Source organism: Pontibacillus sp. ABV4_188 (assembly GCF_056311905.1).
This window is the reverse complement of sequence record NZ_CM149975.1, coordinates 1,431,352-1,446,324: the sequence shown is the minus strand read 5'-3', so window position 1 is coordinate 1,446,324 and position 14,973 is coordinate 1,431,352. Positions and strand designations below refer to the sequence as shown.

The 14,973-nt window shown below is 42.8% G+C and carries 15 protein-coding genes and 1 pseudogene; 12 read left to right on the top strand and 4 right to left on the bottom strand.

Annotation, left to right across the window (positions count from 1 at the left end; all coding sequences use genetic code 11):
* Positions 1 to 28 precede the first annotated feature (28 nt).
* Positions 29 to 1,147 (bottom strand): endonuclease, encoded by a 1,119-nt coding sequence (locus tag ACYX4O_RS07285; protein ID WP_476355920.1) that lies wholly within the window; start codon positions 1,145 to 1,147, stop codon positions 29 to 31.
* 502 nt (positions 1,148 to 1,649) lie between these two features.
* Between ACYX4O_RS07285 and ACYX4O_RS07280 the strand changes: the two genes are divergently transcribed.
* The 5 genes from ACYX4O_RS07280 to ACYX4O_RS07260 all read left to right on the top strand — a co-directional run bounded on the left by ACYX4O_RS07280 (position 1,650) and on the right by ACYX4O_RS07260 (position 5,714).
* The gene (locus ACYX4O_RS07280; RefSeq protein ID WP_476355918.1) at positions 1,650 to 2,270 is read left to right on the top strand and encodes an acetate uptake transporter; all 621 of its coding nucleotides are present in this window, start codon (positions 1,650 to 1,652) and stop codon (positions 2,268 to 2,270) included.
* A gap of 199 nt (positions 2,271 to 2,469) precedes the next feature.
* Positions 2,470 to 2,847: an SET domain-containing protein gene (locus ACYX4O_RS07275; protein WP_188653224.1), complete on the top strand. Its 378-nt coding sequence runs from the start codon at positions 2,470 to 2,472 to the stop codon at positions 2,845 to 2,847.
* A 518-nt stretch (positions 2,848 to 3,365) separates the two neighbouring features.
* Positions 3,366 to 4,169 carry an alpha/beta fold hydrolase gene (locus ACYX4O_RS07270; protein ID WP_476355916.1) on the top strand — a complete coding sequence of 268 codons (804 nt, stop codon included), beginning with the start codon at positions 3,366 to 3,368 and terminating at the stop codon, positions 4,167 to 4,169.
* Positions 4,170 to 4,297: 128 nt separating this feature from the next.
* On the top strand, positions 4,298 to 4,996 hold the full coding sequence (locus ACYX4O_RS07265) for a YqjF family protein (protein WP_476355914.1): 699 nt from the start codon (positions 4,298 to 4,300) through the stop codon (positions 4,994 to 4,996).
* 67 nt (positions 4,997 to 5,063) lie between these two features.
* Positions 5,064 to 5,714: a LysE family translocator gene (locus ACYX4O_RS07260; protein ID WP_476355912.1), complete on the top strand. Its 651-nt coding sequence runs from the start codon at positions 5,064 to 5,066 to the stop codon at positions 5,712 to 5,714.
* A 37-nt stretch (positions 5,715 to 5,751) separates the two neighbouring features.
* Here the strand turns inward: ACYX4O_RS07260 and ACYX4O_RS07255 are convergent, their stop codons facing one another.
* On the bottom strand, positions 5,752 to 6,003 hold the full coding sequence (locus ACYX4O_RS07255) for a hypothetical protein (RefSeq protein ID WP_476355910.1): 252 nt from the start codon (positions 6,001 to 6,003) through the stop codon (positions 5,752 to 5,754).
* A 240-nt stretch (positions 6,004 to 6,243) separates the two neighbouring features.
* Between ACYX4O_RS07255 and ACYX4O_RS07250 the strand changes: the two genes are divergently transcribed.
* Complete coding sequence (locus ACYX4O_RS07250; protein ID WP_476355908.1) at positions 6,244 to 6,537, top strand: 4a-hydroxytetrahydrobiopterin dehydratase; 294 nt, start codon at positions 6,244 to 6,246, stop codon at positions 6,535 to 6,537.
* Between the two features lie 121 nt (positions 6,538 to 6,658).
* On the opposite strand, the gene ACYX4O_RS07245 is transcribed toward ACYX4O_RS07250, so the two are convergent.
* A complete protein-coding gene (locus tag ACYX4O_RS07245) occupies positions 6,659 to 7,786 on the bottom strand; it encodes a DEAD/DEAH box helicase (RefSeq protein ID WP_476355906.1) in 1,128 nt (375 codons plus the stop codon).
* 188 nt (positions 7,787 to 7,974) lie between these two features.
* Positions 7,975 to 8,121, bottom strand: a complete 147-nt coding sequence (locus tag ACYX4O_RS07240) for a hypothetical protein (protein ID WP_476355905.1) — start codon at positions 8,119 to 8,121, stop codon at positions 7,975 to 7,977.
* A gap of 515 nt (positions 8,122 to 8,636) precedes the next feature.
* On the opposite strand from ACYX4O_RS07240, the gene ilvE reads away from it, so the two are divergent.
* The 6 genes and pseudogenes from ilvE to ACYX4O_RS07210 all read left to right on the top strand — a co-directional run bounded on the left by ilvE (position 8,637) and on the right by ACYX4O_RS07210 (position 14,962).
* Positions 8,637 to 9,545: a branched-chain-amino-acid transaminase gene (gene ilvE / locus ACYX4O_RS07235; RefSeq protein WP_476355903.1), complete on the top strand. Its 909-nt coding sequence runs from the start codon at positions 8,637 to 8,639 to the stop codon at positions 9,543 to 9,545.
* A gap of 21 nt (positions 9,546 to 9,566) precedes the next feature.
* Positions 9,567 to 9,656 (top strand): annotated as a pseudogene (locus tag ACYX4O_RS07230) (dihydroxy-acid dehydratase); the annotation flags it as partial.
* A gap of 389 nt (positions 9,657 to 10,045) precedes the next feature.
* Entirely contained in the window at positions 10,046 to 11,797 is a 1,752-nt protein-coding gene (ilvB, locus tag ACYX4O_RS07225) for a biosynthetic-type acetolactate synthase large subunit (RefSeq protein WP_476355899.1), read from the top strand.
* Positions 11,794 to 12,315 (top strand): acetolactate synthase small subunit, encoded by a 522-nt coding sequence (gene ilvN / locus ACYX4O_RS07220; RefSeq protein ID WP_476355897.1) that lies wholly within the window; start codon positions 11,794 to 11,796, stop codon positions 12,313 to 12,315. Before ilvB ends, ilvN begins: the two co-directional genes overlap by 4 nt.
* 78 nt (positions 12,316 to 12,393) lie before the next feature.
* Positions 12,394 to 13,431: a ketol-acid reductoisomerase gene (gene ilvC, locus ACYX4O_RS07215; protein ID WP_476355895.1), complete on the top strand. Its 1,038-nt coding sequence runs from the start codon at positions 12,394 to 12,396 to the stop codon at positions 13,429 to 13,431.
* On the top strand, positions 13,418 to 14,962 hold the full coding sequence (locus ACYX4O_RS07210) for a 2-isopropylmalate synthase (protein ID WP_476355893.1): 1,545 nt from the start codon (positions 13,418 to 13,420) through the stop codon (positions 14,960 to 14,962). Before ilvC ends, ACYX4O_RS07210 begins: the two co-directional genes overlap by 14 nt.
* Positions 14,963 to 14,973: the final 11 nt, after the last annotated feature.

The following is a 14,973-nucleotide window of genomic DNA, read 5'->3' as shown; positions in this document are numbered from 1 at the left end:
AACGGGAAAGAGATTTTACATAAGTGATCTACCAAATCTGATCTACGTATTCAGGGTGATCAATAAATGGATTCCGATTTCCTTGATAATCTGTAAAAATGATTTCATTTCTATTTCGTTCAAAGGAATCAACCGGGTCACTCTCATGCCATTCTTTTAACGTCGATAGCTTACCTAAGTACGGTCCACTTGTCCCTACGCTATCTGCAATCTCTAAATCCAATTCACCACTGTCTCCTTCATAGCGTACGGCCATATAAAAGATCATTCGCGCTACGTCACCTTTCACCTCGTCTCGTGGTTCCCATGAGTCTGAATCATAATAGGTGTCTGGTGCTTCTGAATGTAGATTTCCTCCGTTGTCAAAATCCAAATTTCCTCTTGTTGAATTGACAGAGACATCAGTTGGTCTAAGGTGATGAATGTCCGTCCCTGCTCCCATAGAAGTACCGAAGTCACCGTGGGATTTAGCCCAAACGTGCTCACGGTTCCACTCATCAACAAGACCACCGTTTTCATATTTTGAAATGGAATCCCCAGTGTATAAAAGCAGTACATGATTTGAGTTCGTTGGGTCCTCATCTGTGTGACGGAGTGCATCCCATACCTGATCATATGATAATTCCGCATGATCATCTATTATCGTGTGAAGTTCTTCTTTCAGGTTGCTTCCTGTTAGTCCTTCAGCCGATCGGTAATAGTCACCGATCGTTTCCCCGCCATCACCCGAATCACCTTCATCTCTTGAATCCGTTTCTAAGGTGATCGATGTAACGGATTCTACACCTTCATGATTAAAGTAATCATCACGCGTACCCTCTACACGTATGATTTCTCCGAACTTATCAGGATTGGTTTGAAGACCAAATTCACTTCGGTAGCCAGAATCAAGTTTAACGAAGAGCATGTTCGAGACATCGGCTTCACTTGGGTCATCAGCTAGTGCTAAAGCGAAGTCACTTGAAAAGTTACTCTGCTCCACGTAATCAACCGCTGTTGGTACTCCGACGATATAACCTTCTACCGTAACTTTTGTTCCGTTAGGAGTCCCTATCCCCTCCCCTACCTCAAGAAAGGTCTCAACTCCTGAATCACACCCACCTAACAAGAGCAAAAGGCTGATTAGGCAAATTATCGATTTTCTCATGCGTTGACACTCCCTTGGTGGACAGTCTTTTTTATGAACAGTTTCGTGCTTCACACATGATTTCCTTCTCTTTTGAGTAAACACAGTCTTCTATAATTGAGGCTCAACAAACCGATAAACAAAATTTCGGTATTTATGGAAGTGAACTTACGTATTAAATGTAATCCTTTATTACGATTTTAACTTTCTTATTATTAGATAAGTTACTATGGCTATGACGATTACAAAAACACCAAACTGAAAAAACATGTCTCCAAAGTAAACGCCCTTTAAACTTTCAGATTGATCCATTTCCCTATACCTCCTATTCATATCACTTTACTTTCTTCCATTTATTTTAAACTCTTTAAAATAAAACGGCTACCATGAAGCAAACAATTTCTTCCCTATTGGATTTTTCTTCGTACTTTTTAATGAAAATCACGCTTACATTACAATTCCTATTGCATGCTTGCTCATTTTTATGTAAATTAGCTAAGTATGTTTAATAGGAGGTATCATCATGAATGAACAACAATCGACTCAGCGTGTTCAAATAGCAACAGCAGATCCATCTGCTATTGGGCTATTTGGCCTTGCGATGGTGACGCTTGTGGCGTCCTCAGCTAAATTAGGATGGACAGACGGCGTATCCTTTGTATTGCCATGGGCCATTTTCTTAGGAGGAATCGCGCAGCTTATCGCGAGTATGCTAGATTCAAAACATAATAATACATTTGGTACAACAGCCTTTGGTGCGTTCGGGTTGTTCTGGCTCGGCGTTGGAACATCGTGGTTAATCGACTTTGGCGTATTCGGTGAGGCAGCCGCAGCTGCTGTAGACCCTAATCAACTAGGTATTGCCTATATCGGGTACTTAATCTTTAGCCTATTCATGACAGTCGCCGCTATGGAAACCCATAAAGTATTATTCTCTATCTTTGTCTTTATTGATTTCTTATTTATTGGATTATCACTATCCACTTTAGGAATTATGCCACACGCTATGCACTTAGTAGCCGCTATTGCAGAATTCTGCATCGCGCTCTTAAGCTTCTACGGCTCCGCTGCAAGTGTGCTCAATACCCACTTTAACCGCGTAACCCTACCTGTAGGAAAACCATTTGGCATCTTCAAAGACTAAAATTAACAATCACAACAAGCCCTGAACAGTAAACGTTCAGGGCTTTAACGTAATGAAGCGTGCCAGACACCCTGCATTGCACTACAGCAATAAAGGGTGTCTGGCACGCTTCATTCTTTTACTCCGCTAAAGTACGGGTTGTTTTTTTTGGTGAGACGTGTCAGACTAGGTATAGTTTATAGAATGCGTGGTGATACACATGATAGAAATTAAAACATCAAGTCTCTCAGACGGAGAGTATAACAGAGGAGTTTTCGCTACGCGTGATATCCAAAAACGTGAGCTGATCCATGAAGCCCCAGTCATTCCTTATCCAAACGAGGACCATGAGCATATTGAGAAAACACTACTTGCTGATTATGCTTTTGAATATGGCGAGAATCACACAGCCCTTCTTCTAGGGTACGGTATGCTCTTTAACCACTCGTATCAACCAAATTCAAATTACGTGATTAACTTTGATAATGATACGTTCGAGTTTTATGCATATACGGATATTAAAGCTGGTGAGGAGATCCTCATTAACTATAACGGTTTCGTTGATGACCAAGAACTTCTATGGTTTGATAAAGAATAATCTTTAAAATACGCCCCTTAATGGGGCGTATTTTTTATGTTTAAGACTTTGCTCCATTTTCAGGTTTCATATTTAAAATGCTAGCTAAAGAACAGAGCAAAATTTTGAATACTCTCAACTAAGACATGTTAGAACGTATTGGGCCTTTATGTTATTAAGAGCTTGGGGTGACTGGGGAAGGACTCGCTTTCCGCGGTCGGCCCCGCAGGTCAAGCGTGGCTTGTTTCATCACTCCTAATTCCATATGTAGCATACTTCCGTTTCTTCTACACCTGGCAAAGGTGGTTCGGGAAATTGCGAGACTCCTGCGGCAGAAAGAGCCTAAGGAAGACCCCGGAAAGAGCGTTGCGATTGAGGAGGCTTCCCAGCTCGCCGCGGAAAGCGAGTGATTTCCCGAACCACCTTACGCTTAATAAAGCAAACGGAAACATTCTCTGAACAAGCTCCTTCTCCGCGGGTTTATCCTTCCATTATGAGGGAATACGTGCACTATCAATGTACTAATAAGGAGTGTTAGAATGTCTCATTTTATTGAAGTAGAACCAGGGGTTAAGCTTTTTGTGGAAGATATAGGAAAAGGACAGCCCATTGTCTTTATTCATGGCTGGCCTTTAAATCATAAAATGTTCGAGTATCAAATGAATGAACTTCCTCAAAAAGGATACCGTTTTATCGGCATTGATTTAAGAGGGTTCGGGCAATCAGATAAGCCTGCATTTGGATATGATTATGATACACTCGCTCACGATATTAAAGTTGTTGTGGAATCATTAGATCTTAAGAATTTCTTCCTAGCAGGATTCTCAATGGGTGGACCGATTAGTATTCAATACGCCACGAAGCATGCGAATGATCAACTCGCCCAACTAATTTTAATAGGAGCCGCGGCACCGAGCTTCACTAGCCGAGATGGTTTTCAACACGGAATGGCTCAGGAAGAAGTTGATGAACTCATTAACGCTTTCCAAAATGATCGTCCAAATGCACTGAAAGACTTTGGCGTGAACTTCTTCCATAAAGCTACGTCAGCTCCGTTCAATGAATGGTTTTTCCACTTAGGTTTAGAGGCAAGCGGACATGCGACAATCGAGACAGCAAAATCACTACGAGATGAAGACTTACGCCACGTTCTAGAGTACGTTCATGTGCCTACACTAATTATGCACGGAGAAGATGACAACATTTGTGATTATGCTTTCTCTAAAATTTTACACGAAGAAATTAAGGACTCTACATTCGTTTCTTTTGAAATTAGTGGTCACGGCCTAATTTATGATGAACGTGAGAAATGTAATGAAGAATTGTTGAAGCTTTTGAAATAGTTGTTGTACTTATAGGACTAATCACTCCCGCAGTGATTAGTCCTTTTTCATATTATCCCAGATCGCTTTGTCATGTATGTCCGAACGTCCCTCGGGGTAAACAAAATAGAGTGAGGAGGTGAATTAAGATGAGAAAACCGTGGATTATGAAACAAGAATGGAATGACTTAGTATTTATCCATTGGCCTGTTAAGGTGAGTGACCTAAGGCCTCATGTTCCAAGTTGCTTTGATATAGATACATACGAGGGATGGGCATGGATCGCAATCGTACCGTTTCAAATGGCAAATATTCAACTTCGTGGGCTGCCTGTCGTTCCAGGCTTTAATCAGTTACTTGAACTAAACGTCAGGACATACGTTAAATACAAAGGAGAACCTGGTGTTTATTTTTATACATTAGATGCGAATCACATTACAGGCGTCAGTATCGCCAGGTATCTTTTTGGTTTGAATTACGTCACAGCCAGGATGTCTTTACATCAACGAAATGATACCTATCACTTTTTAAGCCGCAGAACGCATATTGGTTTAACGAAAGCCCATTTTCACGCAAGGTATCGCCCACTGTCACCAGTACTTAGAGCTCAACCAGGATCTTTGATGTACTGGCTTACAGAACGTTATAGACTCTTTGTAAAACGAGGAAAACGCATATACAAAGGCCCAATCTTTCATCAAAACTGGCAGCTACAAAAAGGGGAAGTTGAGATACCCGTGAACGGACTAACAGACTTTCTCCCCTCTTATGTATTTGACCAGAAACCTTTCGTATATTTTTCGAAGAATCTTCATACAAGCATCTTTCCTTTTGAACGATATGATTAAAATGATGTTCTAAATCCCCCTCTCCTTTCATTTACTAGTTATAGACAAGTTATTTGGAGAGGGTTAGATGATGTTTCCTATGATGATCAGTTCTATCGTACTCGGTTTATCGATCGCTGCACCTGTTGGGCCCATTAACATCGAAATCGTAAAAAGAGGATTACTTTATGGATTCTGGCCTGCTTTTTTAGTCGGGCTTGGAGGCATGTCTTCAGACCTGATACTCATGGGGGCGATGTTTTTTGGACTCTCGCAAGTCTTAGGATTTATATGGGTGAAGATCGCCCTGATGGGACTCGGTTGTTTCATTCTCCTTCACTCCGGATGGGCTAACTTTTTTACAAGCTTTGAACCTGAAGAACATAATGAAAACGACCAACGGAATCTCCCAAACGTAGGGTGGAGATCTTATGCGACAGGCATGACGATCGCTGGAACGAACCCGATGAATTTATTATTTTGGATTAGCATTTATGGATCTGTTTTAAGCTCCAGTTTACAGCAGGAAAATCACCTTTACGCCTTTTTTACGAGTAGTTTGGTTTTTGTAGGAATTGGTCTTTGGAACGCGAACCTTGCGTTGACCGTTCATTTTAGTCGCACTTTACTGAACGCAGTCGCTATGAAGATGATTTGCATCCTAGCAAGCTGTGTGCTGATCGGCTTTGGGGGATATTTCGGATATCAGTGTATTCGTTTAGTACTAAAAGCCCTATAAAAAGGCGCCTCCTATATAGCAAAGAGACGCCTCTCTTTTACGTGAGTGGACTTAACTGTTTCTTTTGATTTACGGCAAAAGAAAAGTAAAGCATCGATCCAATCATAATACGAACTACGCGGATCGGTACGTGGTCATATTTGGCTTGTATATGGTCAATGGCTTGTTTCTTTATAAAAGCTGTCATTTCGTCATCAATGTGCTTAAGCAGTTGTTGCTTGTTAATCGTTAAATAAATTTCGTAATGCCCGTTGTCGGCTTTAATGTCTTCTTGTATAAAAAGCCTCATTGTTTCTGTTTCACCTCTCCTGAAAAAATAACTCTTGTTCTTATCGTTACCCATATCACACCAAGATAATCCTAATAATATGCATAAATGGGCAATGGGTGAGAGATTTCCCAAAGGATGAGATGATAACATGAACAGATGTTTAAAGGAAAGACTAAAAAGGTAAAAAAACTAAAGAGCTTCCTCTCTGAGTAGGAGCTATACTTGATTTTATAAATATACAAAAGCAGGTGATAAATAATGGCAGCATATACAGAAGAAGAAATTCAACACTCATTACAAGATGTACCCGAGTGGGATCGTAAGGACGGCTCAATTCAGCGTACTTTTACATTTAACGAATACTTAGATGGCATCCAATTTGTGAATAAATTAGGCGCAATTGCAGAAGAAAAAGACCACCACCCATATATTGGTGTCGACTACGGCAAAGTAACCGTCTCATTAACTTCCCACGACGTAAAAGGATTGTCAGCAAGAGATTTCGATCTAGCTCAGCGCTACGACGAAGCCTACACAAACCTAGAAGACTAAACATGCTATTAAAGCAAAAGAGGATGCCAGGCACCCTTTATAGCATTAAAGCACTAACGGGTGTCTGGCACGCTTTAACACAATAAAGAACCGCATGCTCATCGGAGCATGCGGTTTTTGTTTATTTGAGTTGACCTTTGTAGATTTCTGTTTTCTTAATTGTGAGGTTGAGGTCTTTGGCTAACTTTTTCATTTGTTTCTCTTCCTCAGGGGTAACAATTGTAATAACTGTACCAGATGAAGAACCAAGTCTCCCTGTCCGTCCTGCTCTGTGAGTGTATTCCGTTGCCCGTGGAAGATCAACGTTAATAATATGATTAATATCAGGCATATCAATCCCACGTGCGGCGACATCTGTTGCCATCACTAGCCTGAACTCGTTACGTTGAAATTTCTTTAATACTTGCGCACGATATTGCTTTTTCGTCTCTCCGTGAAGTGTACCCACATCAATGCCACGGTAGTCGAGCTTTTCAGCAAATACAGTTAAATTGCCAATATCGCGCATAAACGCAAGCCCTTTAAATTCTTTTAAATACACAAGTTTACGGAGCGTATCGGCTTTCTTGCGCCCTTCGCTCACAATATAGTAGTGATCTACGTCAGGCTGGTCAGATTCCTTATCTTCTATTTTCAGCACTTCCGGATCTTTCATCATGCTTTGTGCATCTTCCACCGCAGCTTCAGAAAGTGTAGCTGAGAAGACTAGAAGTTGACGTTCTTTGAGTGTAGTTTTGACGATGCTTTGGACCGTTTTCATATGTTCTGGCACAAGCAGCTGATCTCCCTCATCAAGAACAATCGTCTTCACTTCATGCATTTTGAGCTTTTTCTTCTCGATTAAGTCATTCACACGCCCTGGTGTTCCCACTATCACGTGAGGTTTCTTCTTCAACTTCTCAAGCTGACGTTTCACATTCGCTCCCCCGATTAAGGACGCACTTCTAATGCCGCTTCCTTCTGTCCACTTCCTGACTTCGTCGAAAATCTGCATCACAAGTTCATGAGAAGATGCTAAGATCAACACCTGCGCCTGCTTCGCTTCTGGGTCAATTTTTTGTAGTACAGGCAAGAGATACGCTAGTGTCTTCCCACTTCCTGTTGGAGCTTCTGCAATAACGTCTCCACCTTCCACAATAATTGGAGCTGTTTCGTTCTGAACTGCAGTCGGTTGGTCAAACCCTGCTTTATTCCATGCTTCCTGAATGAAAGGTTTTAAGCTTTCAAAAAATGGTGATTGTTGTTTCATTATACAAATCCTTTCTAATCTACCGCTATACGATTACTTGTTCTATTATAGCCGTTACAAGGTGGGGCTATCTACATTTTTTATGAATAAGAGATGGAAAGAAGGTTTTTTGTGATATATAAATGGTTTTAAAGTGGAGACATTCACTTTTTGAAGCTTGGTTTTCGTCATACCACCGCCCGCTTTCGTCAATCTAATCCTTCTTTAGACATTTCAGTTCCTCTTTTGTCACTCCCACCTGTCTTTTCGTCACTGCCGTCTTCCTTTTCACCATACCTTCGCTCGCTTTCGTCACATAGATCCTTCTTTAGACATTCCAGCTCTTCTTTCGTCACATGAATCCTTCTTTAGACATTCCAGCTCTCCTTTCGTCAATCCCTCCCCCTCTTCCCTAACTCATACATCACCACGCGCAGCTACACAAATAAAATTAGAAAAAAATGAATAAAACCTTTACTTTCACACTAGTTTCTACTCCTTTCACAAAGGTATAGACCCGACTGTGTAAAGCTTCCAAACCACCATACTTTTTTTCTTTATTTTCTTCATTTCTTCTCGTTTTTCCCAATCTCTACGCTCTCAAGGGTGTAAGCGTTTTCTAATTTACAGAGTTATCACAACTGTCAGAAAAGTTAAGAAATAGCTGTTGACCTTGCCTTCAATACGGCTTATGATTATCCATAATTTAAATCATTCACAAAAAAAGCAAATGAGCTTTTTCAAAATGATTCATGAACTAGTTGCCCCTTGTTTCAAGTTAAAAATTTAGATGAAGCAATCGGGCTACATTTTTACCAATCATACTTTACTGAGTTTAAGCATTAATACATTAAAGGGAAGGAGTGTAAGTATGAGCAGTCAATGGATTTTTCTAAACGGCCAATTTGTTAAAAAGGAAGAGGCGGTTGTTTCAGTCTACGACCATGGATTTTTATATGGAGACGGGGTGTTTGAAGGGCTACGAGCTTACAGTGGCAACATCTTCAAATTAGACGAACACATCAACCGCCTTTATGACTCCGCCAAGTCAATCTTGCTTGAATTACCATACGAAAAGGAGGAATTTAAGCAAGTCATTGTAGATACCATCCGCCAAAACGAATTGTCGGATGCATACATCAGAGTAGTTGTATCACGCGGACCTGGCAACCTTGGCTTAGATCCAGCAAGCTGCCCTACACCACGCGTTGTTGTCATCGCAGAAGCACTCGCGCTTTTCCCTAAGGAATTATATGAACGAGGTTTACGCCTTGGATCTGTTGCTTCAAGACGCAATCGACCAGACGTACTAAGTCCACAAGTAAAATCATTGAATTACTTAAATAATATCCTAGTGAAATTAGAAGCGAACCAAGCCGGTGTAGACGAAGCTCTTATGCTAAACGATCAAGGGTACGTAACAGAAGGATCTGCTGATAACATCTTCATCGTGAAAAACGGCACGATTTATACCCCTCCTGTTTACCTCGGAGCATTAGAAGGTGTAACGCGTAATGCGATTATCGACCTTGCTGAGGAACACGGATATGAATTAAAACAAGAACCTTTTACACGCCACGATGTTTATGTGGCTGATGAGGTCTTCTTAACAGGAACAGCTGCTGAAGTAATCGCTGTAGTTGACGTCGACAAGAGACAAATTGGAGATGGCAAGCCAGGTAAAATGACAAACGAATTACTCCAGTTATTCCGAGAACTTGTCGTACGTGACGGTGTTCAGTGTTACCCAGAGAATCAAAAAGATGTTGCTGTTAGTTAGGAAGAACCCATCCTGACAAGTGACAAGATCACACCGGGAATGCTGATGGCATCGATGCGAACGAACGTCCCTTTCGTCTTTACATCCGCAAATAAAGGCGGAGTCATGAAAGTATAAAAAGTGGATATCGACAAATCTACGACGGGAATAAAGGAGTAAGAACCTGTATTTACAGAGAGCCGGGGTTGCTGGAAGCCCGGAAATACACCTTACTCTGACATCCTCCCTGAGTGCTTGGCTGAACGACTCTGTTTAGTAGGCTCAAGTCAGGTGTACAATGAGCACCTGTTATCGAAAGAGACGAAGCACAACTCGTGCCTTTGTCTCGTAAGGCAGTGAGCAACATACTGCGAAATCAGGGTGGTACCGCGAAAATAACCATTTCGCCCCTAACTCTTCACAAGACGTGGAGTTTCTATGGGGTGGGATGGTTTTTATTATGGAAAAAATAAAGGCATGCCTAGCTTTAAGCTAGATTTAATTTATCTAATTCAAATGAAATGGAGGGATTACAGGTGAAGGTAGAAGCAAAAAAGCAAGCACAGCAACCCGGTGCATCGCACACAAAAGCTCCTAAAACAGGAGCAGACCTTCTCGTTGACACACTTCAGCAAGTTGGTGTTGATACGTTATTTGGGTATCCAGGAGGAGCCGTTTTACCCATTTATGATGCCATTTATCGTGCAGGAGACGCATTTGATCACATCCTCTCCCGCCATGAACAAGGCTCGATTCATGCGGCGGAAGGCTACGCTCGCGTTTCAGGCAAACCTGGCGTTGTGATTGCAACCTCCGGACCAGGTGCTACAAATTTAATTACCGGAATCGCTGATGCGATGATGGATTCTCTCCCACTCGTCGTTTTCACAGGGCAGGTAGCTAGCAATGTCATTGGAACAGATGCTTTCCAAGAAGCTGACGTAATGGGGCTCACAACACCGATCACGAAACACAATTACCAAGTTCAATCCTTAAGCGACCTGCCTCGCATTGTGAAAGAAGCGTTCCACATTGCTTCTACTGGTCGGCCTGGTCCTGTCGTTGTAGATATTCCAAAAGATATCTCATCAAGCATTGCAGAGGAATCCTATGATACGACCTTCTTCCTGCAAGGGTATCAACCGACGGTAAAGCCTAATCCACTTCAGCTAACGAAGTTGAAAGAAGCTCTATCACAAGCCAAAAAGCCTGTCATTCTTGCAGGTGCAGGCGTTATTCATGCAGGTGCATCAGAGGAGTTGAAAAACTTCGCTGAAAAGCACGCACTTCCTGTAACCACAACGCTACTAGGGCTTGGCAGCTTCCCTGGCGAGAATGAATTAAGCCTTGGAATGGCCGGCATGCACGGAACTTATGCCGCTAACATGGCCCTTTATGATTGTGATCTGCTCATTAATATCGGTGCTCGCTTCGATGATCGTTTAACTGGGAACCTTAAGCACTTTGCACCTAAAGCAACTGTTGCTCATGTTGATATCGATCCTGCTGAAATCGGTAAAAATGTACAGACGCACATCCCTATTGTTGCAGACGCCAAGAAGGCGCTCACAGAAATCGAGGATATGGATGTTGATATGAAAAACCATGGAGACTGGTTGAAAGAAGTATCCGGAAACAAAGCGAACTTCCCTCTTTGGTTCGATAACCCTGAACAAGAAATGGTGCCACAGTGGCTCATCTCAGCCCTTCATAGGGTTACAGATGGAAACGCGATTGTGACTACAGACGTTGGCCAGCACCAAATGTGGGCGGCTCAGTATTATTCCTTTACTAAACCGAACCGCTGGGTAACTTCAGGCGGACTTGGCACGATGGGCTTTGGCTTCCCTGCTGCCATTGGTGCACAAATTGCCTCCCCTGACGAGCCAGTAGTCGCAATCGTTGGAGACGGTGGTTTCCAAATGACACTGCAAGAACTGTCTGTCTTAAAAGAGAAAAAACTACCTGTCAAAATTGTCATCGTCAACAACGGCGCACTTGGGATGGTTCGCCAGTGGCAGGAGAAATTTTACGACGAGCGTTTCTCTGAATCCCTTCTTCAAACACAGCCAGACTTTGTAAAGCTTGCAGAGAGTTATGGTATCCGCGGCGAACTCGTTCAGTCGCAAGACGAACTTTCTCAAATCTTGCCGGATGTGTTTGACTACGATGGACCGGTCCTTCTAGACTGCCGCGTCCTTCAACAAGAGAATGTCTATCCAATGATCGCCCCAGGCAAAGGGCTACACGAAATGATTGGGGTGAAACGATGAAACGGATTATTACGGCAACCGTGCAAAACCGAAGCGGCGTATTAAACCGCGTTACCGGCCTCTTGCACAAACGCCAATTCAATATCGAAAGCATCTCTGTTGGCAGAACGGAAACAGAAGGCATTTCCAAAATGACCTTCGTCGTAGAGGTTGAAGATAACCAAAAGCTTGAACAATTAACTAAGCAGCTTAATAAACAAGTCGATGTTTTAAAGGTATCAGACATTACCGATAAAGCGATCGTAGCGCGGGAACTGGCCCTGATTAAAGTAGGCAGCAACATTCAAAACCGCAACGAAATTCAGACGATTATTGAGCCTTTCCGCGCAAGCGTCATTGATGTCAGTAAAGAGAGTATGACGGTTCAGGTCACTGGAAAATCAGAGAAAGTCGAAGCGCTAATTGATCTCCTCCGCCCTTATGGTGTTAAGGAGTTAGCGCGAACAGGGCTCACTGCCTTCTTACGAGGACAACAGCCACAAGTCACTGAGTTCACCCCACAATCCCTATTACAGTAAAGGGACTCGGGAACTTTTACACCTTTAGTAGTTTGAATATTCAATTAATAAACCAAAACCTGAAAGGATGGATTAACAATGGCAGAAGTACTTTACAATCAAAACATTAACGAAGAGGTTTTAAAAAATAAAAAGGTTGCAGTCGTAGGCTATGGTTCTCAAGGTCATGCACACGCACAAAACCTTAAAGAAAGCGGATTTGACGTAGTCGTTGGCCTTCGCCCTGGGAAATCTTGGGATAAAGCAGAACAAGACGGTGTTGAAGTAAAACGCGTTGCTGACGCTGTTAAGGAATCAGATGTTGTCATGGTTCTTCTTCCAGACGAATATCAACCTTCTGTTTACGAAGAAGAAATCAAACCAAACTTAGATGCAGGAAATGCTCTTGTATTCGCACATGGTTTTAATGTTCATTTCAATCAAGTGGTACCTCCAGAAGATGTGGATGTATTCCTTGTAGCACCAAAAGGACCAGGACATCTTGTACGACGCACATTTGAAGAAGGCGCTGGGGTTCCTGCACTATACGGTGTGTATCAAGATTACACGGGGCAGGCTGAGAAGCTCGCTCAAGCTTACGCAAAAGGAATCGGCGCCGGTCGCGCAGGCGTTCTGCAAACAAGCTTCCAGGAAGAAACAGAAACAGATCTGTTCGGTGAGCAAGCTGTTCTTTGCGGTGGCCTTACAAGCCTTGTGAAAGCTGGTTTCGAAACGCTAACTGAAGCCGGTTACCAGCCAGAAGTTGCTTACTTCGAATGTATGCACGAGCTGAAGCTAATCGTTGACCTTATGTACGAAGGCGGTCTTGAAGGTATGCGCCACTCGATCTCTGACACAGCTCAGTGGGGCGACTTCGTATCCGGCCCACGCGTTGTAAACGAAGATACGAAAGCTCGCATGAAAGACGTTCTGACTGACATCCAAACAGGGACATTCGCTAAGGGCTGGATCCTTGAGAATCAGGTAAACCGCCCTCAATTTAACGCCATTAATGCAAAAGAAAACAGCCACCAAATTGAACAAGTTGGAAGGGAGCTCCGTGAATTAATGCCTTTCGTGAAAGAGCAGGCCAAATCTAAAAAAGAAAAGGAAGTGGTCGCAAATGGCGCACGTTAAGGTATTCGACACAACCCTTCGTGACGGAGAACAGTCCCCTGGAGTCAACCTAAATAAACTAGAGAAACTAGAGATTGCGAAGCAACTAGAGAAACTTGGAGTAGATATTATGGAAGCGGGATTCCCCGCTTCCTCCCAAAACGAATTTGAATCCGTTCAAGAAATTGCAAGAACGGTCAAAGATAGTTCTGTAACAGGGCTTGCACGTGCGAAGAAATCGGATATTGATAGGGCTTGGGAGGCATTGAAAGACGCTTCAGAACCACGTCTTCATGTATTCTTAGCTACCTCCCCTATTCACATGACGCATAAGCTGAAGAAGACTCCAGATGAAGTCATTGAAACAGCTGTTGAAATGGTGCGTTACGCAAGAGAACGATTCCCACAAGTTGAATGGTCAGCAGAGGATGCATGCCGATCTGATAAAGAGTTTCTTGTCCGAATCATCGAGAAAGTCATTGACGCTGGGGCAACGGTGGTTAACCTGCCAGATACGGTTGGATATACAACCCCATATGAATACGGAGAACTTTTCCGATACGTGAAAGAAAACGTTCCTAATATTGACCGCGTCTCCCTTTCTGCTCATTGTCACGATGACCTTGGTATGGCGGTTGCCAACTCGTTAGCAGCTATTGAAAACGGGGCTACTCAGATTGAAGGAACTATTAACGGAATCGGTGAACGCGCTGGGAATGCTTCTATTGAAGAAGTGGCTGTAGCCCTACAGATTCGCAACAATTTCTACGAGCACTCTACCAATCTCGTATTAAACGAAATCAAACGCACAAGTGATCTAGTCAGTAAGTTTACTGGAATGGTTGTCCCTGGCAACAAAGCCATTGTAGGAAAGAATGCCTTCGCTCATGAATCTGGCATTCACCAGGATGGCATGATGAAGAACGCCTCCACCTATGAGATTATCACACCAGAAATGGTTGGGATCGGGGCTAGTAATATGGTGCTTGGTAAACACTCCGGGCGTCACGCTTTCGAAGATAAAGTGAAGTCCCTAGGATATGATCTTACTGAGGCGAAACTTAAAGAAGCGTTCAAAGCATTTAAGAGTTTAACAGACCGTAAGAAAGACGTAACGGACGAAGACTTGTTTACAATTTTGACAGATGTTCAAACCGACTCAACTGATGCGGCTAAATATAAATTACAAGCTTTCCAAGTTCAATATAGCTCAGCCAATATCCCTACTGCCACAGTAGCTATGACGACGCCGGAGAATACACGCGTTGAGACAGCTGGCACAGGTCAGGGAAGTGTTGAAGCCATCTATAACACGCTTGAGGCTTTAATCCATGAAGATATTCACTTAGAAGATTATCGCTTGAGTTCAGTTGGTGAAGGACGCGATGCCCTTGCAGAAGTACATGTGAGGCTAACCGTTAATGGAACGGCAGCAAGTGGCCGCGGAGCTGCACAAGACGTGCTTGAAGCTTCGGCTAATGCCTTTTTAAACGCAGTCAATCGTGTCATTTTAAATCAACAACTACTAAATAAACAATCTGCGCCTGTATAAGGAGGTTCTAC